Here is a 26335-nt window from a genome sequence, read left to right on the forward strand (position 1 = left end):
GGGAGACTGTGTGTATGCGTGGCATCATTCTCGCCGGCGGCACTGGCTCCCGGCTGCACCCGATCACCCTCGGCGTCTCGAAGCAGTTGGTCCCGGTGTACGACAAGCCGATGATCTACTATCCGCTGTCGACCCTGATTCTCGCGGGCATCCGCGACATCCTGATGATCACGACTCCACATGACGCGGAGTCGTTCCAGCGCCTGTTGGGGGACGGCTCGAAGTTCGGCGTCTCCATCACCTACAAGACGCAGCCTTCTCCGGACGGTCTTGCTCAGGCCTTCATCCTGGGCGAGGAGCACATCGGCGATGAGTCCGTGGCGCTCGTGCTCGGAGACAACATCTTCTATGGGCAGGGAATGGGCGCCCAGCTGCGCCAGTACACGGAACTCGACGGCGGTGTCGTGTTCGGCTATCGGGTCGATGATGCGACGGCTTACGGTGTCGTCGAATTCGACAGCGCGGGGAAGGTGGTTTCTCTGGAGGAGAAGCCCGCTGAGCCGAAGAGCAACTACGCGGTGCCCGGCCTCTATTTCTACGACAACGAGGTCATCGAGATTGCCAAGGCCCTCAAGCCTTCACCCCGCGGTGAGTTGGAGATCACCGATATCAACCGGGAGTATCTGGATCGCGGAAAGCTGAAGGTGCAGCTCCTCACACGCGGTACCGCATGGCTCGACACCGGGACATTCGACTCCCTCGCGGAGGCAACCGACTTCATCCGCACCGTCGAGAAGCGGCAAGGACTCTCGATCGGTTGCCCCGAAGAAGTCTCCTGGCGTATGGGATTCCTCACCGACGATGAGCTGCGCGAGCGGGCTGAGCCGTTGCGCAAGAGCGGCTACGGCGAGTACCTGCTCAAGGCGCTCGCACAGGGACGCTGACTAGGCTCTACCGAGTTCGACGACACGTCACTCATGGCGTGGCGATGAGTTGTGCCCTCTTCGCGGGGGCTGGAGGGATCAGATGACGACGCCGGGGCAGAAACCTGCGACCTTTCCCGAAGGAGGGCGTCGTCTCGTCATCTACGTCGTCTACGACCGTCGCGGCACGGTCGAGGAGTTCGTCCGGTATGCGCTGAAGGGAATGCGTGACGACGCTGCGCATATCCTCGCCGTCGTGAACGGCCCTCTCGACGATGCTGGTCGTGCGTTGCTCGAGACCGTGACGGATGACATCCTCGTCCGGCCCAACGTCGGCTTCGATATCTGGGCTCACAAAGAGGGGCTGGCGCACATCGGCGATCGCATCGCTGAGTTCGATGAAGTGCTGCTGACGAATGACACCTGGTTCGGCCCGGTCCGTCCATATTCGCCGGTCTTCGAGAAGATGAATGCCCGTGAGGTGCACTTCTGGGGAATGACGGACCACGAGTGGGAGCCGCTCAACAAGTTCACCGACCAGGGTGAGCTTCCTTATCATCTCCAGTCGTTCTGGATCGCGGTGCGAAAAGAGATGTTCCTCTCGCCGGAGTGGATCGAGTACTGGCGTGATCTCCCCGAGATGCCGTCCTACTTCGATGCCGTGCTCAAACACGAGATCGAGTTCACGAAGCACTTCCAGGATCGCGGATACACGGAGTCTGTCGCCTTCGCATCGGCGGATTATCCGACCGAGCACCCCTCGCTGTTCAACGCGGATCTTCTGCTCGCCGATGGCTGCCCTCTTGTCAAGCGGCGCCCGTTCTTCCACTATCCGCCGTTTCTCGACAGGCATGCGGTGATCGGACGCCGCACGGCTGCCGAGATCGCCGGCTATGGGTATCCCATCGACCTGATGTGGAGCAACCTCGCGAAGAACGTGCAGCCGAAGACGCTGAACACGGATGCCGGGATGCTCGAGGTCCTCGATGAGATCGAGCACGCACCAGCGCCGAATCGACGGATCGCCGTGCTCGCGCACTGCACGGATCCGCGCACGATCGACCATATCCTCGACCGGCTCGAGCAGCTCCCTGTCGTCTTCGACCTCGTCGTCACCACCGGGGGCGATGAAGAGGCGGCGCTCATCCGCTCCGCGATCGACGACCGGGAGTTGGTGAAAGCCACGAGCATCGAGATCCGCACGATTCCTGTCGCGCACGGACGCGATATGAGCGCGTTCTTCATCGGCTGCCGTGACATCCTCGAGTCCGACCGGTATGAGCTCGTCGTCAAGATCCACTCCCGCGCTCCGCGCAGGCGGGGTGCGAACATCGCCCGCTACTTCCGCCGATACCAGCTCGAGACTCTCATCTCCAGCCCGGGCCAGTTCTCGAACCTGTTGGGGCTGTTCGAGAAAGAGCCGGGACTCGGAGCGGTGTTCCCGCCTATGATGCACATCGGTTACGCGTTGGCCGGTCGCGGATGGTCCCATTACCGCGAGCCCGCTCTGGAGATCTGCGAGCGGCTCGGAATCAGGGTCCCGTTTGACGGAGCCTCGCCGCTTGCTCCGATGGGCGGGATGTGGATCGGACGGCCGGAGGCGCTGCGGCTCCTGCTCGAGGACGAGTTGAAGTACGAGGACTACGCGGTCGCCAAGCGCGACAGTGCCGACCTCGCCCGCGTTCAGGAGCGCCTCGTGCCGATGGCCATGGGGGAGCTCGGTTACCACTGCCGTACAGTGCTCAACCAGGAGCACGCCGGAATCGCTTACGCCAACCTGGCGTACAAGCTCGATCAGCTCTCGATCACTCCGCCCGGATACCCGTTGGACCAGATCCAGTGGCTCCACCGTGCGGGTTGGGCGGGAGCAGGTGGGATCGTGGCGATGACGCGGATGTACATGCGTCTGAACCATCCGAAGGCCTCCGCCCGTATCGCGCCGATCACGCGCCCGTTCGTCGCGGTCGCCCGCATCGGGATGCACACGCTGCGCAAGGTTCTGCGACGAGGGCGACCGATCGAGGGGGAGATGCTCTGATGGCGAACGATCAGCCGTCACGACTGACGCCGGAGAGCAAGCGCGCGGTCATCTATGTCGTCTTCGACCGGCGAGGCGCCATCGAGGACTACGTCGTGTTCGCCCTCGAGCAGATGCGCGACACCGCCGACCACATCCTCGCCGTCGTCAACGGGGCTCTGAGTGTGGAGGGGCGGAAGCGACTGGAAGCGGTGACGGACGACATCCTCGTGCGCCCGAACGAGGGTTTCGATATCTGGGGTCATAAAGCCGGCATCGATCATCTGGGCGACACGATCGGCGACTATGACGAGGTCGTGCTCACCAACGACACGTGGTTCGGGCCGGTGCGTCCGTATGGGCCGGTGTTCGATCGTATGGCCGCCCAGGAGCTGGATTTCTGGGGCATGACGGACAATGTGCGGATGAAGAATCCGGCGACAGGTTCAGGCCGGGTGCCCGATCATCTGCAGTCATTCTGGATCGCGGTGCGCAAGAGGATGTTCCTGTCCGAGGCGTGGCGCGACTATTGGCAGGATCTCCCCACCATGGACGACTACTACTCTGCAGTGCTCGACCATGAGGTCACGTTCACGCAGCGGTTCGCCGATGCGGGATTCGTCTCGGAGGCCGCATTCCCGGCTGCGGCGTACCCGACGGACCATCCCGCGCTCTTCAATCCCGACCTGCTGATCGCCCAGGGCTGCCCGCTCGTCAAGCGTCGTCCGTTCTTCCACTGGCCGCCGTACCTGGATCGGCACGGCGTGATCGGTCGATGGATCGCCGAGGACATGGCCTCGTATGGCTACCCCGTCGAGTACATGTACTCGAATCTGGCACGAAACGTCCCGCCGAAGGACCTGAACGTCGATCTCGGGTTGAACAATGTGCTCGGTGACCGCGATCGTGGGTTCGACGCGTCTCGCCCGCTGCGAATCGTCGCGATCCTGCACATCTTCTACGTCGACATGACCGACGAGATGCTCGACCGCGTCGACATGCTCCCCACCGCGTACGACCTGGTCATCACCACTCAGGATGAGGCGCGTGCCGCGGAGATCCGTGCGATCATCGACGCCCGGCCGCGCGCCGACCGAGCAGTGGACGTCCGGGTGGTCGCGTCGAACGACGGCCGCGATCAGAGCGCCTTCCTCGTCGGGTGCAAGGATGTGCTGCTCGACGGCGCATACGATCTCGTCGTCAAGCTCCACTCGAAGAAGACACCGCAGGACGGATTCAACGTCGGACGCGCGTTCAAAGACCAGCAGTTCTCCAATCTGCTCGCGAGCCCGGGCTACGCGGCCAACGTGCTCGCGCTCTTCCAGCAGGAGCCGGGTCTCGGGATCGTCTATCCGCCGATGGTCCACATCGGCTATCCGACCATGGGGCGCGCTTGGTGGGCCAACAAGCCGGGCTTCGAGAAGCTTGCCGCACAGATGGGGATCATGGTGCCCCTCGACGACATCTCGCCGCTCGCACCGTACGGCTCGATGTTCATCGCGCGACCGGAGGCCCTTCGCCTCCTGGTCGAGCAGCCATGGGAGTACGCGGACTTCGGTGGCGCAGAGGCGTACCAGGATGGTGGCTTGGCGCACGTGCTCGAGCGGGTGCCCAGCTACGCGGCGGCCGAACTCGGCTTTCACACCCGCACGATCACGAACGCGGAGTACTTCGCGGCGAGCTACAGCGTCCTCGATTTCAACTTCGACGAGATGTCGTCGACCGTCCCGGGCCGAACGTACGAGCAGATCGCATTCCTCCGAGGCATCGGACACGTGGGGGAGGGGAAGCTGCGCGACTTCGTCCGGATGTACATGCGGCGCAACCATCCCGGGGCCGGTGCACGTCTTCGGGCTGCACGCGAGCGCATCGTCGGAGGGATCCGACGTCGCCTCCCCGGTCGTCGTTGAGGCGTGCCGCGCAAGGCACACCTTCTGCTGAGGATAGGCTCAGGAAGTACCCGAACCCCGTAAAGGAAACACCCGTGGACAGATTCACTCGGCTCGCCGCCGAGCCGTTCACCACGATCGATGCCCGCGGTCTTCGCGACGGCGGTCGTGGCGGCAAGCTCGGCGAACTGTACCGACGGCGCGAGCTGCTCATGCTGCTGATCCGCCGCGACCTTCAGGCGCGTTACCGTGACAGCTTCCTCGGGTTCCTGTGGACGGTCATCCGCCCGCTCGTGCAGTTCCTCGTCTACTTCATCGTGCTCGGACAGATCCTCGGAGCCTCCCGCGGGATCGACAACTTCGCGATCTACCTCTTCGCCGGTTTCACTCTCTACACGTTCTTCGCTGACGTGATCTTCGGCTCGACGGGCTCGATCATCTCGAACGCGGGACTCGTGAAGAAGATCTACCTCCCGCGCGAGATCTTCCCACTCGGAAGCATCGGAGCGGCCAGCTTCATGTTCCTGGTGCAGCTGGGGGTCCTGCTGGTCGCGGCGCTGCTCCTCAACGGGCTACCGGAACCCGTGCACATGCTGTGGTTCTTCCCCTCGCTCGGCATGGTGCTGCTGTGGGGGATCGCGACGGGACTCCTGCTCGCTGCGCTCAACGTCTACCTGCGTGATATCCAGTACCTCACTGAGGTGGTCATGATGCTCGCGATGTGGGCATCGCCGATCGTCTACTCCTGGACCATGGTGAAGACGGTTGTCGCGCAGTACGACCTCCCTGCCTGGCTTCTCGAGGTCTACTTGGCGAACCCGCTCACGGTGGGCGTCTTCGGGTTCCACCGAGCTTTCTGGGGTTCCGGCACCATCGCCGACTACCCGCCCAACCTGGGGCTGAGGATGGCAATCATGACCGTCGTCGGACTCGTCTTCCTCTGGATCTCGCATCGCGTGTTCACGCGCATGCAGGGCAACTTCGCGCAGGAGCTGTAGGCCATGATCGACAACACCGACCTCGAGAGCCGTCCGGACATCATCAGGCTCAACGGCGTGAGCAAGCAGTTCCGTGTCCGAAAGGACAACAACCTCAAGGACCGAATCGTTCACTTCGGGCGCCACGGAAAGGCGTTCCGGGAGGAGTTCACCGCGGTCGACGAGATCTCTCTCGACATCAAGGCCGGGACGACCGTCGGTCTGCTGGGGCAGAACGGATCGGGAAAGAGCACTCTGCTGAAGCTCATCGGCGGAATCGTGGCTCCGACCACCGGTACCGTGCAGGCGCGTGGGCGGATGGCCGCGCTGCTTGAACTGGGCGCGGGTTTCCACCCCGACCTTTCCGGGAGAGAGAACGTCTACCTCAACGCTGCCATCCTGGGACTCAGCCGCGCGCAGATCGACGAGCGCTTCGACGACATCCTCGAGTTCAGCGGCATCGGCGAGTTCATCGAGACTGCGGTGAAGTTCTATTCGTCTGGCATGTACGTGCGCTTGGCGTTCGCCGTGGCGGTGCACACCGACCCGGACGTGCTGCTGGTCGATGAGGTTCTCGCCGTGGGCGACGAAGCGTTTCAGCGCAAGTGCATGGATCGTATCCACCAGTTCCGTGAGGAGGGGAGGACGATCATCCTCGTCAGCCACTCTGCGCAGCAGGTTCAGGAACTCTGCGACCGAGGCATCCTGCTGCATCATGGGAAACTCGTGTTCGACGGGGACATCAATCGTGCTGTCGATGGCCTGCGCGACGTCCTCGCCGATCGCGAAGTGGGCGAGGCGCCTCCGGAGGAGACGATCCATCCGATCCAGGTGAAGCGCATCGAGCTGGTGGACGACGACGGCGGGACGATCAAGGAGCTCCAGACGGGCGATCCGTTCACGGTCCGCGTGCACGTTGACACTCTGCGGCCGATCGAGCGATGGGAGATCGGCTTCAGCATGGACACGCCGCTCGGCCAGATGGTGATGGCGTCGAACACTGAGGTCCTGGGTGTGACGCTGGACCCGATCGAGGGGAAGACGATCGTCGATCTGCGCATCGCACAGGCGGGCTTCGGTCCTGGCGACTACTTCGTGAACGCGAACGCCGCCGGGGTCAGCGAACCGAGCAGTCACGGACTGATGCGAGGCGCCACACTGCGCGTGCGAACGGATGACTCGACGATGGGGACGGTATCGGCCAAGATCACCGTGGGGTCATCGGTGGAGCGATGACGAAGGCCGCACCGAAGGTCGCAGCGGTCGTCCTGTCGTACAAGCCGGACAGCGGCATCATCAGGAACCTCGACGAGCTCGCGAAGCAGGCCGACACGGTCTACGTCGTGAACAACTCACCCGAAGATCCCGCAACTGCTGACGTGCTGGGACCCCTGTCCGATCGCGAATCGGTGGTGGTGCTCGACCAGGACGGCAATGTCGGCGTCGCGGCCGGTTTCAACGCCGGCATGCGGCAGGCACTCGCCGACGGATTCGACTACGTCTGGATCTTCGACCAGGACAGCACGGTATCCGAAGGGATGCTCGCCGCTCTCCTGACAGCGTTCGACCGACCAGGCGCCCCGGTCGCGATCGCAGGGCCGGCGTTGCGTGCGGAGGAGACCGGGCATCTCTACGACGGTGAGTCCAGTTCCGGGATCCGCGACCAGGTCACGCTGATCTCGTCCGGCGCCCTGTTCGCACGCGCCGCATTGGAGGAGATCGGGCTGCACGACGAGCGCCTCTTCATCGACTACGTCGACCACGACATCTCCCTCCGCGCGCGACGCTCGGGTTTCCGCATCGTGAAGGTGTACGACACCGTGCTTGACCACCGGTTCGGTGCGTCCGTTCCTTCGACATTCCTCGGGCGCCGCATCTACCTCTCGAACTATTCGCCGATGCGGCACTACTACATGACGCGCAATCGCGTCGTCATGGTTCGTCGCTATGGGCTGGGGAGATGGTTCTGGGAGGACGCGGCGTACGCCGCGAAGTCATGGATCAAGGTGCTTCTGTGCGAGAAGGATCGGAACCGGAAGATCGGTGCCGCCGTTCGCGGCTTCGTCGACGGGTTGAAGCTCCATCACGCCTCGGAAACAGTTTCTCGCTGATCCTGGGAAAGAGCAGAGACGGTTCGTTCGGCGCGGAAAAGGTCGGGCCGCACGGTCATGATCCAGAAGATCCCGAGTAGCACGGTGAACGCGATCGTCCCACCAACCCACACGGCGAACGGCGACGGCGCGACGGGCCACCACCATTCGGCTTCGCGCCCCGGGTCGATACCCGCAATGTCGTGACCGGTGGTGTAGCGGCGAATGTTGTAGTGAAGAGAGATCGACGCCGTGAAGGCGAGCGCTGCTCCCATCAGCGCGACCCGAGCCCCCGTCCAGATGCGTTCGGTCGCAGGGGAGGCCGCCGCGACGGCGAGGAGGATTATCAGCAGCGGCATGATGTACCGAGGCTGCACCTGAGTCCCGACGACTGCATTCGACGTCGCGAGAAGCGCGAACGGAACGATCCAGAATGCAGCGAGCGCCGCAATGAAGGTCAGCGCTCGTCTCCACGTGATCTCTGCCATACCGACGAGCAGCACGCCTCCGACGACGAGCAGGCCGATCGTCGGAACGGCAGCGGGAAGCAGGGTATCCAACCAGCCGAGTCCCCACCCTCCGAGTGCGCCGGCCCACAGGTTGGGAACATTGAGGAGATTCGCCACGTGCTCGCTGGTGGTGAGAGGACGAGCGGCGGCGGCGATCCCCGTCACCGTAGCGGCGCTCTGGCCAGACGTCACATAGAACAATCCAGCGAGGACGATCAGAGCGAGACCGCCCGCGGCAGGCAGGAGCGCCGCCTTGCTCTTCTTCATGCCGAGGAAGACTGCCAGCACGACCGCGAAGGCCGCGTAGATGGCCGCATCCGCGCGTGCTCCCGCGCCGATGATGCCGGCAAACAAGGCGAGCGCGGTGAGTGAGATGCGTCTCGGACGTGAATCGACCACGAAGGCGCCGTAGAGCGCGATCCACACCACAGCAGCGGACAGCAGCGCCCATGACGAAGGGTTCGCCGATGCATAGAGGAAAAGCCCGAGCGGGACGCATGAGGCGACGACGGAGATGATCAATGCCGGTCTGAGGCGACGCGGGAGGAGGAAGAAGGTGACGCTGATCAATGCAACGGCGAATGCGGAGTTCACGATACGCATCTGGACGACGGACCCGACGACGTCTTCCGAGGCGAACACGGACATCGCAGCGTAGAAGACGCGTGGATAGAGACCCTCCACATTTGCTCTTTTCGCGACCGCCATGCCGGACTGATCCGGGTCCCAGCAGTCTGCGCTCTCGTCGGGGAGGAACGCGTAGCAGGTCGCGTTCGGTATCGAGGCGGGCACCAGCCGGTAGGTCGGATTCGTCTCCAGAACGGACTCGGGAGGAAGTTCGCACAGACCTTCGCGTTCGCCCAATCCGCACCAGATGGATGCGAGGTGGAAGTCATCGTCGGGGCTGGAGCCTACCGCGGAGCTGAGCGACCAGGACAGGAGCGTGAGGAACGCGAGGAGCGGCACCAGCACCGCGGTTACGATCCGGACAGCGCGTCGTCGTTGAGCGGAAGAATGCACGACCGCAATCCTATGCGATGCCGTGGATGCTTCGGGGAGCGCGCGACCGCGCCGGTGGCGGACGCGACGTGTGCCCGCCACCGACCACCGGTAGGCTGATGGCACCATGTCTACTCCTGCTCAGCGCACGCTCGTGATCGTCCCTGCATGGAACGAGTCCCAGAACGTAGGCAATACGGTGAGAGAGATCCTCGCCGCCGCACCGAACTATGACGTGGTGGTCGTTGACGACGGATCGACAGACGATACCGCCGACCAGGCACGCAGCGCCGGTGCGCGAGTGCTGCAGCTCCCTTTCAACATGGGGGTCGGCGGCGCGATGCGAACGGGGTTCATCTATGCTCAGCGCAACGGCTACCGCAGCGCGATCCAGGTCGATGCGGACGGGCAGCACGACCCGGCCGACATCGCCGCGGTTCTCGCAGGCCTCTCTGAAGCTGACATCTCGATCGGGGCTCGGTTCGCAGAGGTCGGGGACTACAAGGCTCGTGGACCGCGCCGATGGGCGATGAAGTTGCTCGCGGGAGTGATCTCGAAGGTCAGCGGCGTCCGTCTGACCGACGTCACATCGGGATTTCGCGCAGCTAACGGCAGGGCGATCGATCAGTATGTCCGCTACTACCCAGCTGAGTACCTCGGGGATACGATCGACTCGCTGGTGGGAGCGATCCATGCCGGCATGTCGGTGACGCAGGTTCCTGTAGCGATGCGCCCGCGCATGCACGGAAAGCCCAGCCATAACCCGTTCAGCGCCGCTCGATATCTTCTGCGGGCGACCTTCGCACTCTCGCTCGCTCTCATGCGCGGGCGTCGTATCCAGGATGGTGCCATATGATCGCTGGCCTCGGTGTTCTTTTCGCATTGGCAGTTCTCGGGGTCATCTTCACGTTGCTCCTCAAACGCCAGCTTCGTGAGAAGTATGCGATCATGTGGCTTCTCATCGGGCTTGTCATCCTGGTCCTTGCTTTGTTCCCGGGGCTGCTCGTCGGGCTCTCGAACCTCTTGAATGTCGAGGTGCCTTCCAACCTGATCTTCGCGTTGGCTCTCGTGCTTCTCGTCGGGGTCACGTTGCACCTGTCCTGGGAGCTGTCGCAGGCCGAGGACGAGATACGACGGATCGCCGAAGAGGTGACTCTGCTCCGTGCAGACGTCGAGGATCTGCGCGCGGCGGAAGAACCACGAAAACTGGCGGCTTCGGACCCCGATGATCAAAGCTGAGGGGGCGGCTGCAGGTCTCCGTTGGATCCTTCTGGCGACGGTGGTTGCCGGGGGGCTCGGATATGTGATTCAACTGCTCGCTCCGCGGATGCTGGATGACAGCACCTACGTGGCGTTCTCCGTGGTGTGGTCGACCATCTACCTCTGTGTGGCGGCCATGAGCGGTGTGCAACAAGAGGTCACGCGCGCAGCGAGGCAGTCCGCGGGTCACGAACCGAGCACGGCGCTCAGGACCTTCACGGTGATCGCCGCCGGAGCCATCGTCGTGGTGAGTCTGTTGTCGGGGATGATCATCGGCACTCGGCTTGTCCCCATCGATGGTCTCGTTCTCGGGGCGGCTCTCTCGATCGGCTTGGTGGGATACCTGCTGACGGCAGTCCTCAGCGGCGTGCTGTACGGGCTCCACGAGTGGCGTTTCGTCGCGCTCCTCATGACGGCTGATGCAGTGCTCCGGGTGATCGTGCTCGTTCTCGGATTCGTCTTCCAGGCCTCCGCTGCTCAACTTGCCTTCGGAATCGCGTTCCCGTTCGGGGCCGCATTCCTTCTCGTGTGGGCCTTTGCTCGCCGCCGTGTGGTTGGCAGCTTCTCTCTCGATGTGAGCTTACGAGCGCTGAGCAGGAACGTGCTCAGCACAGTGGGCGCGGCAGCGTGCAGCGGAGCAATGATCTCAGGGTTGCCGCTGTTGATCGGAGCGACTGGAGGTGGGGACACCACGGCGCAGCTCGCAGCGGTGATCATGGCCATCACGGTGACGCGCGCACCCATCGTGGTACCGATTCTGGCGCTGCAGAGCTTCTTGATCTCCGCTGTGTTTCGAGGGCGCTCCCGCGCGGGCGCGCCTCGCATCCTCAGAATGCTCGCGATATCGCTTCTCGTCTTCCTGGTGCTCTCGGTGCTCGGCTACTTCTTCGGTCCAGCAGTCATCTCGTTCCTGTCGGCGGGAAAGTACGAGATCGCCGGACTGACCATGTTCCTCATCGTCCTGAGCGCTGGATTGGTCGGGTTGTTGGGCGTCACGGGTTCCGCGCTCGTCGCCGAACGTTTGCACTCCTGGAACTTCACCGGGTGGGCGGTGGCGGCGGTCCTGACTGTCGGCTGCCTCCTGGCGCCGCTTCCTCTGATCGTCCGGATCGATGTCGCCTTGATACTTCCGCCAGTGGTCGGCCTCATCGTCCACATCACAGGGATGATGCGCCCTCTTCCGCGAGCGCTCGCATCCGACCGCTCGACGAGTCCCTGATCCCCGCTCAGCTAGACTGATGGCGGCCATCGCCACGTACTCGCAATCCAGGAGATCTCACATGACCGAAAGCAAGTCGACGAAGCGCGCCCTGATCACCGGCATCACCGGACAGGACGGTAGCTATCTCGCAGAGTTGCTGCTCTCGAAAGGGTACGAGGTCCATGGCCTGATTCGGCGATCCTCGTCTTTCAACACCCAGCGAATCGATCACATCTATCAGCCTGCCCAGTCCGACGACCACCGGCTCTTCCTCCACTTCGCCGATCTCGCGGATGGCTCCCGTCTCGTCACTCTCCTCAACGAGATCCAGCCTCACGAGGTCTACAACCTGGCTGCTCAGTCCCATGTGCGGGTGAGCTTCGACGAGCCTGAGTACACGGGTGATGTCACCGGTCTGGCGACGACGCGACTCCTCGAGGCGATCCGTGCTGCGCACGTCGACTGCAGGTTCTACCAGGCCTCCAGCTCCGAGATGTTCGGAGCAACCCCTCCTCCGCAGAACGAGGACACGCCTTTCTACCCGCGCTCGCCATACGGTGTGGCCAAGGTCTACTCCTACTGGATCACGCGCAACTATCGCGAGGCATACGACCTTTTCGCTGTGAACGGGATTCTGTTCAATCATGAGTCGCCTCGTCGAGGTGGCACGTTCGTGACGCGGAAGATCACTCGCGCCGTCGCACGAATCAAGGCTGGACTGCAGGACGAGCTCTACCTGGGGAACCTGGACGCGGTGCGAGACTGGGGTTACGCACCGGAGTACGTCGAGGGCATGTGGCGCATGCTGCAGCACGACGAGCCCACCGACTACGTCCTCGCCACCAACACCGCCTACACGGTGAAGGACTTTCTCCAGTTCTCCTTCGAGCACGTCGGACTGGACTGGGAGAAGTACGTCAAGTTCGACGAGCGGTACCTCCGCCCCACCGAGGTCGATGCCCTGATCGGCGACTTCGGTCGTTCGAAGGAGCTGCTCGGCTGGGAACCGAAGGTCCTCACGCCGCGTCTCGCTCAGATCATGGTCGACGCCGACGTGTCCGCGCTCGAGGTCGAGGGTCGTCATTTCGTCGATCAGGTTCAGAGCTGACGGGACGTGCGAGTACTGCTCACTGGTGCGCGGGGCATGCTCGGCTCCAGCATCGCCGAAAGCTGGGCGGCCCATCGCTCGAGCGATGACGTCGTCGAGGTAGGACGCCGTGAAGTCGATCTCCGGAACGCAGAGGACGTCTCTGCATTGATGGCAGCCGCGAAGCCAGATCTCGTGGTGCACGCGGCGGCTTTCGTCGGGGGTATCGGCGACAAGCTCTCGAGACCATTGCCATACTTGCTCGACAATGTGGCTATCGATCGCTCTGTGATCAACGCGGCGGTGGAGTTGGGTGTCGACCGATTCGTCTACATCGCGAGCGCTGCCGCATATCCGGCGCTCGCGCCGAGTCCGATCTCGGAGGAGCGCCTCTTCGATGGTGCTCTCGAGCCGGCGAACGAAGGGTACGGACTCGCCAAACTGACAGGCCTCACCGCAACCCGGTACGCAGCGGATCAGACGGGACGTGCCTTCCGAGGGCTGCTGCCCTCGAATCTCTACGGTCCTCGGGACACCTTCGATCCGTCGCGTGCCCACCTCATCGCCTCGACGCTCAGGAAGACGCATGAAGCGAAAGTGAGCGGTCAGGCAGAAGTAGAGGTGTGGGGGGACGGCACGGCGCGACGTGAGTTCACCTTCGCGCCGGATCTCGCGCAGTGGTTGGCTCAAGAGATCGACGACATCGAGTCTTGGCCCACGGCCATGAACATCGGTGCGGGTCAAGACCACAGTGTGCAGGAGTTCTACGAGATGGCTGCGGAGATCGTGGGGTTCGAGGGGAAGCTCTCGTTCGACCCGTCCAAGCCGAGCGGAGTCCCGCAACGACTCATCGACTCCACCCATGCGCGGGCGCACGGCTGGCGTCCACGTACTTCCCTGCCTGACGGCATGCGCGCATGCTACGAGTCCTATCTTTCCCAGTCCATGAATGGAGAACTCCGATGACTACTGTCGAGCCTGCATACCCCCTCGCCACCACTACCTGGGACGATGCCGAATACGGTGCGATCCAGCGTGTCGTCGATAGCGGTCGCTTCACGATGGGTCCCTTGGTGAAGCAGTTCGAAGCGAGTTTTGCCGAGCACTTCGGCGCCGCTTTCGGCGTGATGGTCAATTCAGGGAGTTCTGCGAACCTCATCGCGGTCGCTGCGGCCGTGCTCGATCCGCGCATCGATCTCTCCGCAGGTGATGAGGTTCTCGTTCCGGCAGTTTCGTGGCCGACAACGTACTATCCACTGACTCAGTACGGGCTGCGCCCCCGATTCGTCGACATCGACATCGATACGCTCAACATGGATCTGGACCTGGTCGACGCCGCGATCACTTCCCGGACCAAGGCGATCTTCGCGGTAAATCTGCTCGGCAATCCGAATGATTTCACGAGGTTGCGGGCAATCGCGCAGAAGCACGGTCTCGTCCTGCTCGAGGACAACTGCGAATCGCTCGGCGCAGTCAGCGATGGAATCGCCGCTGGAACGGCCGGCCTGGTCGGCACGTTCAGCTCGTTCTTCTCCCACCACATCGCCACGATGGAGGGCGGGATCATCCTGACCGACGATGAGCAGCTCTATCAGGAGATGATCTCGCTCCGGTCGCACGGCTGGACCCGTGACCTCCCTGCCGAGAATCATGTTCACAACAAGACCGGGAATGCATGGGACGATCTGTTCCGCTTCGTTCTCCCTGGATACAACGTGCGCCCGCTCGAGATGGAGGGCGCTCTGGGCTTGGAGCAGTTGAAGAAGATCCCTGCCCTTGTGGAAGGGCGGCGGGAGAACGCCCGATACTTCAAGGAGCGTTTTGCTGACCTGACTTCTGTTCGCCTGCAGAAGGAGACCGGTTCGAGCAGCTGGTTCGGCTTCTCGCTTGTCCTGGAGGGCGCTCTTGCCGGACGACGTGCCGACCTCGTCGCAGCATTCGCCGAGGCCGGAGTCGAATCTCGACCGATCGTCGCGGGCAACTTCACCAGAAACCCGGTCATGCGTCACCTCGACGCGATCGTCCCGGACGAGCTGCCCGCTTCGGACAAGATCGATGTCGACGGCCTGTTCGTCGGCAATCATCACTATCCCGTTCTGCAGGGCATCGACATCGTCGCCGAGACGGTGGAGCGGGTCGCGCGGAGCTGACGTTCAGGCGTATCCCTGGATGACGGTTCACCGGCGGTAGGAGGCTACCGCCGGTGAACCCCGGTCATGGCGCGCCGGGGAGGCCCTCACAGGCGATGAGATCTCCGTCCGCGTCTAGACGGGCGATGTCGCCGTAATACGCGTAGTACTTTCCGAAATAGGACTGAGCGTCCGCCCAGGTCGCAAAGTCGCTGCAGTCCACGTCCGATGGCCGGGGTGGGACTGGGTCAGAAACCATGCCGTCGGACGGTACCCGGAATCGTTCAGACTCGTACGACCACGTGTTGGGCCATCGCGAGATGACATTGTCGCGCTCGGCGTTGCTTGCGGTGTAGAAGTGATGCGATACACCGGCGCCCCAGAAGCGGAAGACGGGCGAGGTATCCGGGATGGAGCTGTTCGGCGGGAAGACGTAGTAGGCGACGCCTTCGAACGACCAGGTGTCCGACCACTTTTCGATGACCAGATTCTTCTCGCCTTCTTCGGCCGTGAAGAAGTGACCCTTGTACCGGTCGGACCAGAATCGATAAAGAGGAACCGATCCGGCAACCTGGGTCGAGTGCGCCGAGTATCGCTGACCTTCGTAGGTCCAGTCCCGGCCCCACTGGGCGATGATCTTGTCGCGCTCCACAGCATCGGCGGTGTAGAAGTGGCCTTGAAAAGTCGGGCTCCAGAATCTGTACACGGGCACGGTCGCGCTCGACGCTTCGAGAGGCACCGCGCCCGGCACGGCCGGTTGTGCGCCTGCCGGGGCTCCTGCCAGTGCGAGCGCTGACACGAGCGCTGCAGCCACACGGGGGAGATGGATCCTCATGGCCGGGACTTTCTCCGTGGCCCGTCGGCGAGCGCGCGTTCGAAGGTGGTGAGGGTGCCTCTGGCGGTCTTCTCCCAGGAGAAGAGTTCGGCGCGTGCATATCCTCGTTGCGCAAGCCCCTCCATGGTGTGCGGGTCGCGCGCGGCGATGCGCAACGCATCGGCGATCGATTCGAGGCTGTGAGGATCGATGAACACCGCGACGTCGCCTACCACCTCTCGGTACACCGGAATGTCGCTAATGATGACCGGAAGCCCGACCATCATCGCTTCCAGCGCCGGCAGGGAAAAGCCGTCATCGAACGATGGCATGGCCAGAGCGGTTGCCGTCGAATAGAGATCTCGCATCTCATCCGCGTCGACCCAGCTCTTGAGCGTCACCCAGTCGTGCATCCCGGTCTCCGCGACAACCTCGATCAACGGGTCGTCACCGTGGCTCCCGGTGACGACGACCTGCGGGCGGTCGGCGGGATCGAGCAGAGGAAGCGCACGAATGAGCGAGGCCCAGTTCTTGTGCGGGCGTCGATTCCCGGTGGCGAGAATCATCGGGCCGTTCTCGGACGCGCGAGAACGGTCCACACCACTCATCTTCTTGCCCGCCAACGGCACGAGATCGATGTTCTCGGCGGGTACCTTGAGGTAGTGCATGATGGCGAGTCGGGACACCTCGCTGATCGTCAGGATGCGAGTCGCATTGCGTGTCGCGAGTCTCTCCATGAGCTTGACCGGCTCCGTGTACAACGGCTTGGTCATGTACTGGGGGTGACTCCAGTACAGCATGTCGTGCAGGGAGATGACGGACGGCATGCTCGATCGTGCGGGCCCCAACGTCATCGGCGAGTGGATGAGATCTGCTCCGATGCGCTCAGCCGCACGGCCGCAGCGCAGCTCGCCGAGCGCCCAGGTGAATCTGTTCTCGCCACTGATGCCGGACGCGATCTTCTCCCCGGGGAACCAGCTCTTGTCGAGGTCCCATCCCTCGCGGCTGAAGTAGCCTACGTACTCGTGTTCGGGCGCCAGCCTCCCGAGCTGCATGTACAGCTCTCGGGCATAGGTCTCCATGCCGCCCTTCTTGCCCGTGAGCGACAAGAGATCCACGAAGATGCGTGCCATTACCAATTCTCCATCATGTTCGTTTTGCGACCGGTACGTCGTCGACCCTGGTCGAGCTCAACTCCCTAACCTAACGCGCCGACTCGCGGGCCGGAGCCTCGAGGCAGTTCGCACGCTGCGGCGAGCGTCTGCGTGCGCAGACCACACGCGTGGTCTGCGGCGTTCCAGCGGCTCACCGGCCGAGCGCGAGAAGTGCAGTCGCACGGCGGGAAGCGCTGCTCCCGCGAAGCACTACGCGAGGGAGCAGGCTGAGCGCGTGAAGACGCGACATGGCACGAACCCGCGCGGCCCGTGCTGCTCGCCGCCAACCCATCGCCTCGGCGCGGTCCGCCGTCTCCCGGTAGAACGATCGTTCATCCTCGAATCGGGAGCCGTCGAGGAGCGCGGTCTGCGACAGGCTTGCCGCGTGTCGACGATACCGGAACGCGTCTACTCCGGTGTACCGCAACGCCCCTCCTTCGAACGCGATATCGGTGAGAAGCGCAAGGTCGAGGATGATCGGGAGACCGTCGCGGAAGCCGATGCGCCGCGCGGACTCCGTGCGGATCGCGAGCGACGGCCAGTAGAGCCAATTGCCGACGAGCAGGCTGCTGGCGAGATCCTCGCCGCGCAGCGTTCGGGGCTGCTTGGGAGTGAGCATGCGCTGTTTGACGGAGTCCACGAGCGTCCGAGTCGGCTCTCCATCAGCCCCGATCACTCCCACCGCGGGTTGGATGATGTCGACATCGGGGAAGGCGACGATCGTCTCCCGCACGTGCGCGACGTAGTTGGGAAGAAGAAGGTCGTCAGAGCCCAGCACGACGACATGGCTCCCTCGAGCCGCCGCGACAGCACGACGGAAGTTCTCGACGATCCCGACGTTGGTCTCATTGCGCGTATAGGTGATGCGGGGGTCCTCGAGACTCGCCACATAGTCCTCGATGACATGTCCGGGGTAGCCGTCATCGATGATGACGAGGCGCCAAGCGGCATCGTCTTGTGCGCGCACCGAGTCGATCGTCTCGATGAAAGTCGCAGGATCGCCCCAGTACGGGACGCAGATGTCGAGGTCCATGATCTCCTGTGTTCGTCAGGCACACCATTAGTGGCACTCTCTATCTTCCCTGATCGTGCACCGGCAATGTTCAGGCGACGCCCCCATAGACTGGAGAGACCGACCTCGTCTGGAGCGGTGGAAAGCGACTGTAATGGATCTTCTCGTCGTCGGCTCGGGCTTCTTCGGCCTGACAATCGCGGAGCGCGCTGCTGACGCCGGCCGCAAGGTCATCGTCATCGACCGGCGTCCGCACATCGGCGGCAACGCCTACAGTGAGCGCGAGTCGCAGACCGGCATCGAGGTGCACCGCTACGGGGCGCACCTGTTCCACACCTCGAACCCGACGGTGTGGGAGTACGTCAACCGGTTCACCTCCTTCACGAACTATGTGCACCGCGTGTACACGACGCACAAGGGCACTGTCTTCCCGATGCCCGTGAACCTCGGCACGATCAACCAGTTCTTCCGGTCCGCGTACACGCCCGACCAGGCACGTGCGCTGATCAGGGAGCAGGCGGGCGAGTTCGACGTGAAGTCGGCAGCCAACTTCGAGGAGAAGGGCATCGCGCTCGTCGGTCGCCCGTTGTTCGAAGCCTTCTTCCGCGACTACACCGCGAAGCAGTGGCAGACCGACCCGCAGAAGCTGTCGGGCGACATCATCAGCCGCCTCCCGGTGCGTTACACGTACGACAACCGCTACTTCAACGACACGTGGGAGGGCCTTCCGACGGACGGTTACACGGCGTGGCTCGAGCGGATGGCTGATCATCCGAACATCGAGGTTCAGCTGGAAGTGGACTTCTTCGACGAGTCCCAGCCGTTCAGCAAGCGCGCAACCGTCGGACAGCTGCCCATCGTCTACACGGGACCGGTCGATCGCTACTTCGACTACACCGAGGGAGCGTTGAGCTGGCGAACGCTGGACTTCGAGCAGGAGGTCCTCGACGTCGGGGACTTCCAGGGGACCAGTGTGATGAACTACCCCGACATGGACGTGCCCTACACGCGCATCCATGAGTTCAAGCACTTCCACCCCGAGCGCAAGGATGTCTACGACTCCGACCGCACGGTGATCATGCGGGAGTTCTCGCGCTTCGCGGACCGGGACGACGAGCCGTACTACCCGGTGAACACCGCGGCAGATCGGGGAGGCCTTCTCGCTTACCGGGAGCTTGCGAAGGGCGAGACCGGCGTGCACTTCGGCGGGCGTCTGGGCACGTACCAGTACCTCGACATGCACATGGCCATCGGCTCGGCGCTGTCGATGTGGAACAACAGTCTCTCGTAGACTCGACATCGTGAGTCACGCTGCTGTCGGGGCGCCCGGGACGCCCCGGCGATATCTGCATTCGTTGTGGCTGTTGTCGTCCCGTGACCTCAAGGTCCGCTACTCGACAAGCCTCCTCGGGTACCTCTGGTCCGTGCTCGACCCGCTCGTCATGAGCGCGATCTACTGGTTCGTGTTCACGCAGGTGTTCAATCGCGATGTCGGCGAAGAGCCGTACATCATCTTCCTCATCAGCGCGCTGCTGCCCTGGGTGTGGTTCAACGCCTCGGTCTCGGACTTCACCCGAGCCTTCAAGAAAGACGCCCGGTTGGTGCGCTCCACCGCGATCCCGCGTTCGATCTGGGTGAATCGGATCGTGCTCAGCAAGGGCATCGAGTACCTGTTCTCGTTGCCGGTGCTGGTGCTGTTCATCGTCGTCAACCTGTTCGTCGAGCTCGATCCGGGGCGGACCGTGCACGTGGGCTGGGGCATCCTCTGGATGCCGGTGGCGATGCTCCTGCAGACCGTCCTTCTGATCGGGCTCGGGCTGCTGATCGCACCGCTCTGCGTCCTCTTCGTCGACCTCGAGCGCACGACGGCGCTGGTTCTGCGCGCGATGTTCTACGCGACCCCGATCATCTACAACGTCACAGACCTTCCCGGGATCTTCCAGACGCTCGGAGCCTTCAACCCGCTGGCCGGGATCATGATGCTCTATCGCATGCCGTTCTTCCCGGATCAATGGAATCCGTTCACTCTCGCGATCAGCGCCCTGATGAGCGTGTTGATCCTCGGACTCGGCGTCTGGACGTTTCGAAGCCTGGAACGACCTGTGTTGAAGGAGCTGTGATGGGTTCGGCCATCGAAGTGCAGGATCTCGGGGTGCACTTCCGTCGCAACAGGCGCGGAAGTCGGAGCTTCAAAGATCTCTTCGCCGGTGCGTCACGTCGGTCGCGTCCCGGTGAGTTCTGGGCTCTCCGAGGCGTCTCGTTCTCGGTGGCACCCGGCGAGTCGATCGGTGTCGTCGGGCGCAACGGCCAGGGCAAGTCGACTCTGCTCCGACTGGTCGCCAAGGTGCTGCTGCCCGACGAGGGCAAGGTCACGGTCAACGGTGGGGTCGCCCCGCTCATCGAGATCACGGGAGGATTCGTCGGAGACCTCACGGTGCGCGAGAACGTCCGGCTGACGTCGGGCCTGCACGGGATGTCACGCGACGAGGTCACGCGTCGCTACGACGGAATCATCGAGTTCGCCGAGCTCGCCGGATTCGAGGACACCCCGTACAAGCACCTCTCGAACGGGATGAAGGTGCGCCTGGCCTTCGCCGTGGTCTCCCAGCTCGATGAGCCGATCCTGCTCGTCGACGAGGTGCTTGCGGTGGGGGACAAGGCCTTCCGCGAGAAGTGCTACACGCGCATCGATGAACTGCTGGCTGAAGGGCGGACGCTCTTCTTCGTGAGCCACAACGAACGTGACCTCCGTCGGTTCTGCACGCGCGGGCTCTATCTCGACAAGGGCGCACTCGTGCTGGACGCACCGATCGCCGAGGTGCTCGACAGGTACAACGCCGACTACAACTCGTAGCCGCGTCTCCGGACGTGTGGGGTCAGAGCCCCACGAGGCTCTGGAGCTCTTGAACGGCCGCTCGTGCGGCAGCCACGGCATCGGCGGTATCCGAACCTCCCGTGAGGGCGGCGTTCAACTCCGCGAGACGCTGTGAGTACGCGTTCACGCCGTCGCGCCATTGCTGTTCGAGGGCCGAGGGCGGCTGGGCGTCGGAGAGACGTCGAGCATCCTGCTCCAGTGTGTCGATCACCGCAAGCGCTGCTTCACCGGTCTCGCCCGCCACGATGGTGAGACCTCGAGGGGCGTCCGTCAACCACCCACCCACCCGCTCGCGAAAGACGTCGATGGGCGGATCGACGGCCGCGGGCGGAGTCATCTCGGGCGTCTGAGTGGGGGACAGGGGCGGAGGTGCCGTGTCGCTCGCCGCGGGGGAGGGAGAGTCGCTCACTCCGGGCGCCGGGTTCCCGTCGCGGGGGAGAAGGAAGAAGAGCAACGCTGCGATGATCGCCAGCCCGGCGATGACCAGACCGACGATCAGCCAGATACGTCCCCTGTTGCGAGGCTTCGGCTCGATCGGTGCCCACCGGAGCTCGGGGGTCTGCTCGCTCATGCGTTCTCCTCGAGCGGCGGCATGGGCTTCCAGGAGCGGTCGCGGCTGATCTTGCGGCCCTCCTTGAGCCCGCGGAACAGATTGCTCGTCCCCCGGACCGTGCGCTCGACGAAGAACAGGCGGATGAGCTCTTTGGCGAAGGTCATCCCGGTGCCGAGACCGAAGAGCACCGCGTTGTAGTTGTCATGCACGCGGTAGTAGTGCTTGATGTAGGCGCGGTTGCGCATGATGTAGAAGCGGTAGGCGTTGCTCGACGCATTCATGTGGCGGATGCCCATGTCCCACTGCTTGATCTCGCGCGTGCGGCGCAGCACGAATTCGTCCACGATGACGGCGGTGGTCTTGCGCGACGCGAGCCAGCCGTACATCTGGTCATCCCAGTAGATGAAGAAGCGGTGGTCGGGCAGACCGATCTGCGTCACGATCGAGCGGTGGATGAACATGCCCTCGAAGCAGCCGCTGTTCATCTCCTTGTAGCCGGAGTCGTCGAAACCCGAGGGCGCGAACGGGATCGGAATGCCCATGCGCTCCGCGATGCGGTACTGCCAGTAGAACTCGCTGCCGTCGTAGTCGTACCGGCGGCCCTGGATGCTCTTGAAGCGCGGAGCCCACTTGCCCATCTTCGCGAGACCGTCCGGCACCACCTCGACGTCGTCGTCCATCATCCAGATCCACTCGGATCCGAGCTCGTAGGCGGTGCGCATCCCTTCACTGAACCCGCCGGAGCCGCCCGTGTTCGTCTCCAGTCGTCGGTAGACGATCTCGGTGCCGATGGCGTCGCGGAACGATTCGACCACGTCGGTGGTGTCGTCGGAGGAGGCGTTGTCGATGATCACGACGCGTCCCGGCTTCGGGTCCATCGCCGTGATGCTGGTGAGGAGTCCGGTGAGCAGATGCGACCTGTTGAAGGTGACGACGACGATCGTCGCCGCCTTCGGATCGAATGCAGCGGGCGCCGCGGTCATACCTTCTCCTCGAAGATCGGTGGGCAGTTCAGGGGTATGGGGGTCGCGGCCGCGGGCCACCGTCCGGGACGATGCGGGACATGACGAGCCGTGAGTAGCCTACCGTCCGCCGCCTCTGTATCCGCGGAGAAGCTCGCCTGGGGCGTCGAGCGGCGATGGCTAGACTGGCTGCGATGAAGGTATTGATCACCGGCGGCGCCGGATACATCGGATCCACGGTCGCCACCGCGTGCATCGAGGCGGGGATCGACGTGGTCATCCTCGACGACCTCTCCAAGGGGCTCAGGGCATTCTGCGTCGGCCGCGAGTTCTATGAAGGCGACATCGCCGACCCCGTGGTCCTGGAGCGCCTGCTGGCCGATCACCCGGACATCGACGTGGTGATCCATTGCGCCGCGCGTATCGTCGTGCCGGAGTCGGTCACAGACCCTCTCGGCTACTACGAGACCAACGTGGGCAAGACGATCGTCATGCTCGAGCGCCTCCGCGACGCAGGGATCCCGCGCATCGTGTTCAGCTCGTCCGCGGCGGTGTACGAGGGCGAGAGCGGTGAGGGCGTCGACGAGGACGGTCCGGTGGCGCCCTCGAGCCCGTACGCCACGACGAAGGCGATGGTCGAGCAGATCCTGAAGGACGCGGCGTCCAACGGCGACTTCCGTGCCATCGCCCTCCGCTACTTCAACCCCATCGGCGCCGATCCGCAGATGCGCACCGGACTGCAGAATCCTCTGCCGTCGCATGCGCTCGGAAAGATCATGCAGTCCCGCGCGGCCGGGGAGCCGTTCGCCATCACGGGCACCGACTGGCCGACGAGGGACGGGTCGGGGCTGCGGGACTACATCCACGTCTGGGACCTCGCGCTCGCGCACGTGGCCGCGGTCCAGCGGTTCGACGAGGTCGCGACAGGAGCTGACCCTTACCAGGTGATCAACATCGGCACCGGGGAGGGCGTGACCGTCCGTGAACTGGTGGCGTCGTTCGAGCGGGTCACCGGTCAAGCCCTCCCCGTGGTCGAGACCGCGCGTCGTCCCGGAGACCAGGCGGGCGCGTTCGCGATCGTCGATCGGGCGGCAGAGGTCCTGGACTGGCATGCTGAGCGCTCGGTGGACGACGGCGTGCGAGATGCGATCACCTGGGCCGAGAAGCTGCCCTCGGTCGGCTGAGGTGCCTTGACGGCGCTCTCGGCTATTCCTGAGGCCGCAGGGTCGGGATGGCGCCCGTGTGCGCCGCATCGATGTTCTCGCGCCAGGAACGCGACTGTCCGGCGCGCAGCGCGCACAGCACGAGCATGAACCATCCGGCACCGACGAGGGTGAAGCTCTCGAACATGGAGTCGACCGCCAGGGTCACCAGCATGATCGGGGTCCAGGCGTAGACCACCGAACGGCGGGTGCTCGCCACGAGCCAGGAGCGGATGAGGGCGACTCCGCCCAGCAGGAGGAAGAGGACGAGCCCTGCGGCGCCGAGCTGGAGCAGCACGTCGAAGAACGCGTTGAGAGCGCTCTGGTGGCGGTCGTCGAGCTGGAAGTTGATGTACGTGAACGGATACTCGCCCCGTGCCCAGTCGCCGAACCAGCCCCACCCCTGCACCGGCTTCACTGCGACGAAGTCCAGGATCGTGTTCCACAGCGACCCCCGGATCGAGAAGTCGGAACCGGCGTCGAGCACGGCGATGATCTGGTGGCGCAGAGCGAACGCCGCCGCGAGGGCGAGCGTCACGACGGCACCGAGTACCCATTGCACGATCGAACGCCGATCGGCCGGGGTGTGACGGACGATCGTGAGCACCGCGGTGACCGCGCCGACCGAGGCCGCGAGCACGATGACGGTCGGGGAGGAGGAGAGGACCGCGAGGAAGCCCGCGAGGGTGATCGACACCACAGCGAAGGGGGTGTTCACCGATTGCGTGCGCCACTCGATCACGAAGGTGATCAGTGCGATGACGGCGATGAACCCGAGCATGTTGCGACTGCCGAAGAGCCCCTGGATCGGGCCGCCCACCGCGAGGTTCCCCTGGATGCCGAGGAACGCGAACGGCACGTCGAGCAGCACGCCGGACAGGATCTCGACCGCGAGCGACGCGGCCAGGAGTACGCGGAGCGTGTCACCGATGGCACGGACGGTCTGGAGCGTGTCGCGCACGTGTCCGATGGTGATGGCCAGGAACGCGTAGCCGAAGAGCGACATCCACCCGAAGACGGTGTCGGACTTGTCCGTGGTCCAGAAGACGCTCACGAGGGCCCAGGCGAGGAAAGCGAGCAGCGATGACGGCGCGATGCGCAGCAGCGACAGTTCGTCGCGACGAACCCAGAGGATGGCCGCACCCAGCAGGCACAGCACGGTGATGATCGTCGCAAGGGTGGTCGCCGAGGTCATCTGCTGGATGGCGTACGACCCGAACACCGCCGCCAGCGCTGCGAGCGTGAAGGCGCGTGCCAGTTCGACCGAGCCGAGCAGCCGCACGACGGGGCGTGCCGACGTCACGGCACCCGCCGCTGCCGAGCACCGCGTTCGAACAGCAGGTCGCGTTCGCCGACGCCGACCAGCGGCACCGATTTGAGTTTGAACGACAGGAGCACCAGCAGCATCCAGCCCCACAGCATGATCGGAGTGGACTCGGTCAGGCCCTGGACGAGCAGAACCACCGTGAACAGGCTGGGCAGCAGGGTCAACGGGGAGAACGGCCGTGCGTCGTCGAGGTCCCAGCGGGGACGATCGACGGCGAAGAACCAGGAGCGCCACAGCAGCGTGCCGTATGCGAGGGCCATCAGCACGACACCCACCACACCGAGCTGGAGCAGGACGTCGAGCCACATGTTGTGGGCGTGGAACACGGTGATCCCGTGGTCGGTGATCCAGTGGTCGAAGGCGGGATCCTCGGGGATCCACGGGCTCGAGAAGCCGTTCCCGATGATCGGGTGCTCGGCCGCGCGCTCCAGCACCTTGGTCCAGATCTTCTCGGATCGGCCGGTGAGGTCGCTGCTGCGGCCGAGGAGTCCCAGCAGCGGCTCGCGCAACAGCCAGACCGCCACCGCCGCGACCGCCGCGCCGCCGATCGAGACCACGTAGATGCGGGTGCGCGCTCCCGGTGTGCGCGCACGCCGCATCAGCAGCGCGACGGCGAGCACGACGGCGACCGCCGCAGCGCACACCAGAGCCGTCGCCGATGCGGTCCGGAACAGGAAGTAGGCGGCGAGGAGCATCCACAGAGCCAGCGTGGTGCGCCAGCGCGCCTTGGCGGCGAACAGAACCCCGAACGAGATGATCGCGAAGAGGGAGATGATCGCGAGCAGATTCGCGTTCCCCACGATGCCCTGGATCCGGCCGCCGTCGATGAGGTTGTCGCGGACCCAGTACCACTGCGGATCGATCTTGCCGTCAGGGAGGGTGAGGAAGTTGGGCAGCAGGGGTGCGTGCAGCACCAACGAGACCCAGAGCTCGATCGCGAGCGAGAGCCCGAGGATCCATTTGAACGCCGAGGAGAGTGCCCGGACGATCTCGTGCCAGGTGAGCACGTGGGCGAGGAAGAGCGCATTCACGGTGACCGCGGCGAGCAGGATCCAGGTGATGACCGTCGGACCGCGCCACTGCGACCAGGCGACGGAGAGGAGGGCGAAGGCCGTGTAGCCGAGGGCCGCCCAGGGCAGGCGCCGCCAGCGGAAGGGCTGGGGGCGATTGCGCGCGAGCATCGGAATGCCGATGGCCAGGGTCGTGAGGGTGAAGACCGCGAGCGTGACGGCGGCTCCGTCCCGCCCGAGGAGGTTGTAGACGGCGGAGTGGGCGAACGTCACGAAGAGGACGAGGATCGCGTATCCGCGCAACAGCAGATGCCCCGTCGACTCGCGCTCCGGCGCGGTGGGCGGGGCGGACACCGGATGCTTCGTATACTGGGCCATCGCGTTCAGGCTACCGCGCCGTGCTCC

At 64.1% G+C, this 26335-nt stretch carries 24 protein-coding genes; 16 read left to right on the plus strand and 8 right to left on the minus strand.

The genetic code is table 11. The features are described 5' to 3' along the window. Positions 1-14: 14 nt before the first annotated feature. From rfbA to RN51_RS05935, 6 genes are all read left to right on the plus strand, one after another. Entirely contained in the window at positions 15-884 is an 870-nt protein-coding gene (gene rfbA / locus RN51_RS05910; RefSeq protein WP_045263127.1) for a glucose-1-phosphate thymidylyltransferase RfbA, read from the plus strand. 82 nt (positions 885-966) lie between these two features. After that, a complete protein-coding gene (locus tag RN51_RS05915; protein WP_052674608.1) occupies positions 967-2901 on the plus strand; it encodes a rhamnan synthesis F family protein in 1935 nt (644 codons plus the stop codon). Next, positions 2901-4790, plus strand: a complete 1890-nt coding sequence (locus RN51_RS05920; protein ID WP_045263128.1) for a rhamnan synthesis F family protein — start codon at positions 2901-2903, stop codon at positions 4788-4790. Before RN51_RS05915 ends, RN51_RS05920 begins: the two co-directional genes overlap by 1 nt. Positions 4791-4864: 74 nt before the next feature. Continuing rightward, a complete protein-coding gene (locus RN51_RS05925; RefSeq protein ID WP_231579229.1) occupies positions 4865-5767 on the plus strand; it encodes an ABC transporter permease in 903 nt (300 codons plus the stop codon). Between the two features lie 3 nt (positions 5768-5770). Continuing rightward, entirely contained in the window at positions 5771-6982 is a 1212-nt protein-coding gene (locus RN51_RS05930; protein ID WP_045263129.1) for an ABC transporter ATP-binding protein, read from the plus strand. Next, complete coding sequence (locus tag RN51_RS05935) at positions 6979-7857, plus strand: glycosyltransferase family 2 protein (protein ID WP_045263130.1); 879 nt, start codon at positions 6979-6981, stop codon at positions 7855-7857. Before RN51_RS05930 ends, RN51_RS05935 begins: the two co-directional genes overlap by 4 nt. Here the strand turns inward: RN51_RS05935 and RN51_RS05940 are convergent. Then, positions 7830-9365, minus strand: a complete 1536-nt coding sequence (locus tag RN51_RS05940) for a DUF2142 domain-containing protein (protein WP_197073186.1) — start codon at positions 9363-9365, stop codon at positions 7830-7832. The genes RN51_RS05935 and RN51_RS05940 overlap by 28 nt on opposite strands. Before the next feature lie 106 nt (positions 9366-9471). Between RN51_RS05940 and RN51_RS05945 the strand changes: the two genes are divergently transcribed. The 6 genes from RN51_RS05945 (at position 9472) to RN51_RS05970 (ending at position 15042) form a co-directional block, all read left to right on the plus strand. Then, positions 9472-10200, plus strand: a complete 729-nt coding sequence (locus RN51_RS05945; protein ID WP_045263132.1) for a glycosyltransferase family 2 protein — start codon at positions 9472-9474, stop codon at positions 10198-10200. After that, positions 10197-10583 carry a DUF2304 domain-containing protein gene (locus RN51_RS05950; protein ID WP_045263133.1) on the plus strand — a complete coding sequence of 129 codons (387 nt, stop codon included), beginning with the start codon at positions 10197-10199 and terminating at the stop codon, positions 10581-10583. The genes RN51_RS05945 and RN51_RS05950 overlap by 4 nt, the downstream gene beginning before the upstream one ends. Positions 10584-10647: 64 nt before the next feature. Beyond that, on the plus strand, positions 10648-11823 hold the full coding sequence (locus RN51_RS05955) for a hypothetical protein (protein ID WP_156149110.1): 1176 nt from the start codon (positions 10648-10650) through the stop codon (positions 11821-11823). A gap of 61 nt (positions 11824-11884) precedes the next feature. Further along, the gene (gmd, locus tag RN51_RS05960; RefSeq protein ID WP_045263135.1) at positions 11885-12913 is read left to right on the plus strand and encodes a GDP-mannose 4,6-dehydratase; all 1029 of its coding nucleotides are present in this window, start codon (positions 11885-11887) and stop codon (positions 12911-12913) included. Between the two features lie 6 nt (positions 12914-12919). Then, positions 12920-13858, plus strand: coding sequence for an NAD-dependent epimerase/dehydratase family protein (locus RN51_RS05965; RefSeq protein ID WP_156149111.1), 939 nt, complete (start codon positions 12920-12922; stop codon positions 13856-13858). Then, positions 13855-15042, plus strand: coding sequence for a DegT/DnrJ/EryC1/StrS family aminotransferase (locus tag RN51_RS05970; protein WP_045263137.1), 1188 nt, complete (start codon positions 13855-13857; stop codon positions 15040-15042). Before RN51_RS05965 ends, RN51_RS05970 begins: the two co-directional genes overlap by 4 nt. Before the next feature lie 64 nt (positions 15043-15106). Here RN51_RS05970 and RN51_RS05975 read toward each other — a convergent pair whose 3' ends face one another. From RN51_RS05975 to RN51_RS05990, 3 genes are all read right to left on the minus strand, one after another. Next, positions 15107-15772, minus strand: a complete 666-nt coding sequence (locus tag RN51_RS05975; RefSeq protein WP_231579230.1) for a hypothetical protein — start codon at positions 15770-15772, stop codon at positions 15107-15109. A gap of 80 nt (positions 15773-15852) precedes the next feature. Continuing rightward, entirely contained in the window at positions 15853-16968 is a 1116-nt protein-coding gene (locus tag RN51_RS17935) for a glycosyltransferase family 4 protein (RefSeq protein ID WP_052674610.1), read from the minus strand. Between the two features lie 172 nt (positions 16969-17140). Then, entirely contained in the window at positions 17141-18022 is an 882-nt protein-coding gene (locus RN51_RS05990; RefSeq protein WP_045263140.1) for a glycosyltransferase family 2 protein, read from the minus strand. A gap of 133 nt (positions 18023-18155) precedes the next feature. Between RN51_RS05990 and glf the strand changes: the two genes are divergently transcribed. The 3 genes from glf to RN51_RS06005 are packed head-to-tail and all read left to right on the plus strand — an operon-like array spanning position 18156 to position 20855. Then, a complete protein-coding gene (gene glf, locus RN51_RS05995) occupies positions 18156-19292 on the plus strand; it encodes a UDP-galactopyranose mutase (protein ID WP_045263141.1) in 1137 nt (378 codons plus the stop codon). A gap of 10 nt (positions 19293-19302) precedes the next feature. Further along, positions 19303-20121, plus strand: coding sequence for an ABC transporter permease (locus RN51_RS06000; RefSeq protein WP_045263142.1), 819 nt, complete (start codon positions 19303-19305; stop codon positions 20119-20121). Next, positions 20121-20855 carry an ABC transporter ATP-binding protein gene (locus RN51_RS06005; RefSeq protein WP_045263143.1) on the plus strand — a complete coding sequence of 245 codons (735 nt, stop codon included), beginning with the start codon at positions 20121-20123 and terminating at the stop codon, positions 20853-20855. Before RN51_RS06000 ends, RN51_RS06005 begins: the two co-directional genes overlap by 1 nt. A 22-nt stretch (positions 20856-20877) precedes the next feature. On the opposite strand, the gene RN51_RS06010 is transcribed toward RN51_RS06005, so the two are convergent. Together RN51_RS06010 and RN51_RS06015 are read right to left on the minus strand one after the other, a co-directional pair. After that, the gene (locus tag RN51_RS06010; RefSeq protein WP_045263144.1) at positions 20878-21447 is read right to left on the minus strand and encodes a hypothetical protein; all 570 of its coding nucleotides are present in this window, start codon (positions 21445-21447) and stop codon (positions 20878-20880) included. Then, the gene (locus RN51_RS06015; RefSeq protein ID WP_045263145.1) at positions 21444-22412 is read right to left on the minus strand and encodes a glycosyltransferase family 2 protein; all 969 of its coding nucleotides are present in this window, start codon (positions 22410-22412) and stop codon (positions 21444-21446) included. Before RN51_RS06015 ends, RN51_RS06010 begins: the two co-directional genes overlap by 4 nt. Positions 22413-22585: 173 nt before the next feature. On the opposite strand from RN51_RS06015, the gene galE reads away from it, so the two are divergent. Beyond that, complete coding sequence (gene galE, locus RN51_RS06020; protein ID WP_052674611.1) at positions 22586-23575, plus strand: UDP-glucose 4-epimerase GalE; 990 nt, start codon at positions 22586-22588, stop codon at positions 23573-23575. Positions 23576-23597: 22 nt separating this feature from the next. On the opposite strand, the gene RN51_RS06025 is transcribed toward galE, so the two are convergent. Next, positions 23598-24896 carry a lipid A core--O-antigen ligase gene (locus RN51_RS06025; protein WP_045263147.1) on the minus strand — a complete coding sequence of 433 codons (1299 nt, stop codon included), beginning with the start codon at positions 24894-24896 and terminating at the stop codon, positions 23598-23600. Then, positions 24893-26308 carry an O-antigen ligase family protein gene (locus RN51_RS06030; RefSeq protein ID WP_045263148.1) on the minus strand — a complete coding sequence of 472 codons (1416 nt, stop codon included), beginning with the start codon at positions 26306-26308 and terminating at the stop codon, positions 24893-24895. The genes RN51_RS06025 and RN51_RS06030 overlap by 4 nt, the downstream gene beginning before the upstream one ends. Positions 26309-26335: the final 27 nt, after the last annotated feature.

Source organism: Microbacterium oxydans (assembly GCF_000956405.1).
GTDB lineage: Bacteria > Actinomycetota > Actinomycetes > Actinomycetales > Microbacteriaceae > Microbacterium > Microbacterium oxydans_C.

Excerpts from the sequence above, each read along its gene's own strand:
- rfbA (WP_045263127.1), top strand. The coding sequence starts at position 15 with ATGCGTGGCATCATTCTCGCCGGCGGCACTGGCTCCCGGCTGCACCCG.
- RN51_RS05915 (WP_052674608.1), top strand. The coding sequence starts at position 967 with ATGACGACGCCGGGGCAGAAACCTGCGACCTTTCCCGAAGGAGGGCGT.
- RN51_RS05920 (WP_045263128.1), top strand. The coding sequence starts at position 2,901 with ATGGCGAACGATCAGCCGTCACGACTGACGCCGGAGAGCAAGCGCGCG.
- RN51_RS05930 (WP_045263129.1), top strand. The coding sequence starts at position 5,771 with ATGATCGACAACACCGACCTCGAGAGCCGTCCGGACATCATCAGGCTC.
- RN51_RS05935 (WP_045263130.1), top strand. The coding sequence starts at position 6,979 with ATGACGAAGGCCGCACCGAAGGTCGCAGCGGTCGTCCTGTCGTACAAG.
- RN51_RS05945 (WP_045263132.1), top strand. The coding sequence starts at position 9,472 with ATGTCTACTCCTGCTCAGCGCACGCTCGTGATCGTCCCTGCATGGAAC.
- RN51_RS05950 (WP_045263133.1), top strand. The coding sequence starts at position 10,197 with ATGATCGCTGGCCTCGGTGTTCTTTTCGCATTGGCAGTTCTCGGGGTC.
- gmd (WP_045263135.1), top strand. The coding sequence starts at position 11,885 with ATGACCGAAAGCAAGTCGACGAAGCGCGCCCTGATCACCGGCATCACC.
- RN51_RS05970 (WP_045263137.1), top strand. The coding sequence starts at position 13,855 with ATGACTACTGTCGAGCCTGCATACCCCCTCGCCACCACTACCTGGGAC.
- RN51_RS17935 (WP_052674610.1), bottom strand. The coding sequence starts at position 16,968 with ATGGCACGCATCTTCGTGGATCTCTTGTCGCTCACGGGCAAGAAGGGC.
- RN51_RS05990 (WP_045263140.1), bottom strand. The coding sequence starts at position 18,022 with ATGGACCTCGACATCTGCGTCCCGTACTGGGGCGATCCTGCGACTTTC.
- glf (WP_045263141.1), top strand. The coding sequence starts at position 18,156 with ATGGATCTTCTCGTCGTCGGCTCGGGCTTCTTCGGCCTGACAATCGCG.
- RN51_RS06005 (WP_045263143.1), top strand. The coding sequence starts at position 20,121 with ATGGGTTCGGCCATCGAAGTGCAGGATCTCGGGGTGCACTTCCGTCGC.
- RN51_RS06010 (WP_045263144.1), bottom strand. The coding sequence starts at position 21,447 with ATGAGCGAGCAGACCCCCGAGCTCCGGTGGGCACCGATCGAGCCGAAG.
- RN51_RS06015 (WP_045263145.1), bottom strand. The coding sequence starts at position 22,412 with ATGACCGCGGCGCCCGCTGCATTCGATCCGAAGGCGGCGACGATCGTC.
- galE (WP_052674611.1), top strand. The coding sequence starts at position 22,586 with ATGAAGGTATTGATCACCGGCGGCGCCGGATACATCGGATCCACGGTC.
- RN51_RS06030 (WP_045263148.1), bottom strand. The coding sequence starts at position 26,308 with ATGGCCCAGTATACGAAGCATCCGGTGTCCGCCCCGCCCACCGCGCCG.